The organism is Campylobacteraceae bacterium (assembly GCA_013215945.1).
Classification (GTDB): Bacteria; Campylobacterota; Campylobacteria; order Campylobacterales; family Arcobacteraceae; genus NORP36.
This window is the reverse complement of the sequence record JABSOM010000025.1, coordinates 1-3,824: the sequence shown is the minus strand read 5'-3', so window position 1 is coordinate 3,824 and position 3,824 is coordinate 1. Positions and strand designations below refer to the sequence as shown.

The following is a 3,824-nucleotide window of genomic DNA, read 5'->3' as shown; positions in this document are numbered from 1 at the left end:
ACGAAAAAAGAGTATCTTGGAAGGAAGAAAAGATGAAAAATATTGCTTAATTTAAGTTGTTTTTAACGTGGCAACTGGGGTTGAATCTCCACTTTTTTAAAAATGAGAACAGGTACCTTTCTTGTAATTCATAGTTCTAAAAATAAGTATACAAAAACTTCGTCACAGTTTGCGTCACAGAATTAAAAAAATGGAAAAAATGGGGACAGGCACCATTAAATTAATAATCCCTATTTTTAGGTCTTCCAATAGGATTTAAAGTTGATTCAAAATTAAAGGGAACAGGCAACTTTAAAATAAAAAATTAATGGGACAAAATTAATTTATTGATCTTTGTTTACATTATCATTAATTTTATGATTTGGTTTAGCTTTTATATACTCTTTTCCATTTATTTCTGTTGTAGTATGATTTGGATGCTTACCTTGTTTAACTTCTTTAACTAATTTAGTTCTTGGAATGTTTGATCCTCTACCTGGAATATTATAAGTTTCATTCCCACCTTTTTTTCCATCTGAATAAATGGGGACAGGCACCTTTATTGTAATTCATAGTTCTAAAAATAAGTATACAAAAACTGCGTCACAGTTTGCGTCACAGAATTAACAAATTTAAAAATTTAAGAAAAAATACTCCTGAGAATGAATCTTTATTCTTATATTTAAGAGCTCATACAAAGTACCTTTGCGCTTTTTCCTTTTCTTAGTTGTTATAAAAAGAAACATGTAATCCTACTTGTATGCAAAAAGAAGCAACTGACACATTGATACAATTACACCTCTGAGAATGAATCTCCACTTTTATATCTAAGAGCTCATACAAAGTAGCCTTTGCGCTTTTTTTTCTTCTTTTCTTGAAAAGAAGAAACAAGAAAGCAACTGACGAGTTGATAAAGCCCTTCGGGTGCCTAAATATTTTTATTTGTTAGCTAGGTTCAAAAACTCGCTAAAACGTGCTAAAGAGCACATTTCTTACGCTCAGACAGTTTTCACCTTTTTTCGCTAAAAAATAAAAATATTTAGCTTTCTCAAAGTCAGGGGAAGAGCCGTTGGGAATGTAGTTTTATTTTGGAAAAGATGTAAAGGCTGTTTTAATGTACTTATATGTTTTTAGGTAAGGACTGACACCTTTTCTATGTTACTATATTTAAACCTGATAGGAAAAATTACTTAATGATTTTTCTATAGAAGATAAAAAGGAAATAATCAAATGGAACGAAAATTTATTATTAAAATTTATAAAGACTATGATTGGGAAGTAAAGTTAAAGACACTATCCGATTACGCTTTATATCCTGAAATGAATTTAAGTATTTTTGCAATTGAGAGACAAACCACAGAGAATGAAATTGTTTACTTATTTGATACAAATATTGAAGATAGTAGTATTGAAGTTGCAAAACACGATCCCAGATTTAAAGAAATATGTAAGTTTGAATATATTTATAATGATGGTATTGAAGACAAAGAAAGTAAGCATTTTAAAAGCACTTTAGTTGAAGCCTTAGAGTATATACAAAAGGAGTTTATTTAACAAATTGTCACCTCAATTCTGTATTTCCAATGGTTTGAAGTAAGAATAGGATGTAAAGCCCAAAATCATAGGATTGTAGAAATCGAATAAGTTGGCTTAGGATAAAATATGATATATTTGTATAAAACTATATATAAATATTTTATAGATTTAAAAACTCTAAATAGTAGGATATAAAAATAACATGTCAGAATTAAAAATATCAAACAGCGTAACACTAGATGAAAACGAAGTAGAAATATCTGCTATTAGAGCACAAGGTTCTGGTGGGCAGAAGGTCAATAAGGTTTCTGCTGCTATTCATTTGCGTTTTGATATAGATGCTTCGTCATTGCCAGAGTTTTATAAGCAGAAGTTATTAGAACTCAAAGATAAACGTATTAACAAAGTTGGCATTATAGTAATAAAGTCACAACAGCACAGAAGCCAAGAACAAAACAGAGATGAAGCACTTGAACGTTTGGTAGAGCTAATAAAAAGTGTGAATGTAGTACAAAAAAGAAGAGTACCTACAAAACCCACAAGAGGATCTGTAAACAGACGCTTGAACTCTAAAAAGAAACAAAGTTCTCAAAAGAAGTTACGTGGAAGAGTAGATAGAGAATTATGAATACAAAAAGTGAAAATGGAGCTTTGAAACAGTTGTATGTTTCTAGATATCAAGCACAAAAAAGAGCAGATATTTTATTTAAAGAGAATGGTGTTTTATTAGATGTTTATTCTTGCCCTAATCAAAATGGCTTTCATCTTACAAAAAAGTAGAATACCATTAATGTATAATAGGTTTTACATTATTAAAAACAATATCTAAAACTTCATTTTTCTTTTTATCTATCCAGCCTGTTGTTATATCATTGTAAATGATGATATTTGCGCTAGTTTTATCTTTAAATGGTCTCATTGCTCTTCCTATGATTTGCTGTAAACGAGCTGTATCTTCAAAAGGAGGGTAAGCTGGACTTGCACAAAATACATTTTTGATTGAGGGAATATCTGTACCTTCTCCTAGAAGTTTTGAAGTTCCTATTAAAACATAATCAGTGATATTGTTTTCTGTTAAATCAGAAAATATTTGATTTCTTTCTTTTGCTTTTGTACTTGCATCAATATATATGACATTAAAAGATGAAGATAACTCTTCTTTTATAGTTTGTCCTAGTTCAAGTGTATTTACTAAAATTACAGATTGATTGGAATTAAACTCTTTTTTTTCAAGCTCTAGAGATTTTTTAATATCATTTAGTATTAGTTCTTTTCTGTGTTTTGATTTATCAATATTCTTTTTAAGCATTCCTAGTTTGATATTAAAATCTAATGATCTTAAATATTCTTGGTCTATATTTATCTTATAATTTGTATTTTTAAATCTTATATTTGGTTGCACTAAAAAACCATTTTTATATAAATCTATTATATCAACACTTGCGATTTCATTTCCAACTAAATCGTAAAGTCTTTGTTCATTTTTGATATTATTTCTATATGGTGTTGCAGTAAGACCGTGTTTATACATTGCAGGTATAGAAGATACAACATTATAATAAACATTTGCACTAGCTTTATGCATCTCATCACAAATAATCATTGAATATTTATCTTCTATAACTCTTTGTAATGTTGCTTCTTTATTTAATGATTGCCATGTAGTAATTAAAATAGGAGCACCAAACTCTTTTTTGTGGGAACTAAGCTCACCAATCATTGCTGGATCTATATCTAAGATATCTTGAAATCTTTTTTTTGTTTGTTTTACTAAATCATATTTAGGAACAATAAAAAGTGTTCTTATGTTTCTTTTGGCAATTAGATATGCTGCAATATTTGTTTTTCCAGAGCCTGTAGGAGCATATATATAACCTGTAAGTGTAGTTCGTGTAAATTTATCAACACAAGCTTCTTGGAAATCTCTTGCTTTAAAATTTTTAATATTAATTGTTTCTTGATTATCTATGATTTTACACTTGTCTCTATTGGGTACATTTACGTTCCATTTTATATCAGTACAAATATCCTTAAATTTACTTAACAATCCTAAAACTTCTCCATAAGGGAAGATTTTTTCAATAGCGCCATCTATAAGTTTAACTTGTGATCCTATTATTAATTGCATCATTTCTCCTTAGAATATTTTATTTATTTTAAATCATATATAAAGATTTTCTTATACTTTAAAAGAATGACAATTTGCAATGTTTTCTATTGAAAATTACACCTCAGTTGCCACGTTAAAAACAACTTAAATTAAGCAATATTTTTCATCTTTTCTTCCTTCCAAGATACTCTTTTTTCGT

The 3,824-nt window shown here is 28.5% G+C and carries 5 protein-coding genes; 3 read left to right on the top strand and 2 right to left on the bottom strand.

The features are described 5' to 3' along the window. Positions 1–323 precede the first annotated feature (323 nt). A complete protein-coding gene (locus tag HRT41_16030; GenBank protein NQY25529.1) occupies positions 324–542 on the bottom strand; it encodes a DUF3892 domain-containing protein in 219 nt (72 codons plus the stop codon). A 667-nt stretch (positions 543–1,209) separates the two neighbouring features. Between HRT41_16030 and HRT41_16025 the strand changes: the two genes are divergently transcribed. The 3 genes from HRT41_16025 to HRT41_16015 all read left to right on the top strand — a co-directional run bounded on the left by HRT41_16025 (position 1,210) and on the right by HRT41_16015 (position 2,295). After that, positions 1,210–1,533: a hypothetical protein gene (locus HRT41_16025; GenBank protein ID NQY25528.1), complete on the top strand. Its 324-nt coding sequence runs from the start codon at positions 1,210–1,212 to the stop codon at positions 1,531–1,533. A gap of 184 nt (positions 1,534–1,717) precedes the next feature. Further along, on the top strand, positions 1,718–2,143 hold the full coding sequence (gene arfB, locus HRT41_16020) for an aminoacyl-tRNA hydrolase (GenBank protein ID NQY25527.1): 426 nt from the start codon (positions 1,718–1,720) through the stop codon (positions 2,141–2,143). Further along, the gene (locus HRT41_16015) at positions 2,140–2,295 is read left to right on the top strand and encodes a hypothetical protein (protein ID NQY25526.1); all 156 of its coding nucleotides are present in this window, start codon (positions 2,140–2,142) and stop codon (positions 2,293–2,295) included. Before arfB ends, HRT41_16015 begins: the two co-directional genes overlap by 4 nt. Positions 2,296–2,302: 7 nt before the next feature. On the opposite strand, the gene HRT41_16010 is transcribed toward HRT41_16015, so the two are convergent. After that, on the bottom strand, positions 2,303–3,643 hold the full coding sequence (locus HRT41_16010; protein ID NQY25525.1) for a DEAD/DEAH box helicase: 1,341 nt from the start codon (positions 3,641–3,643) through the stop codon (positions 2,303–2,305). Positions 3,644–3,824 lie beyond the last annotated feature (181 nt).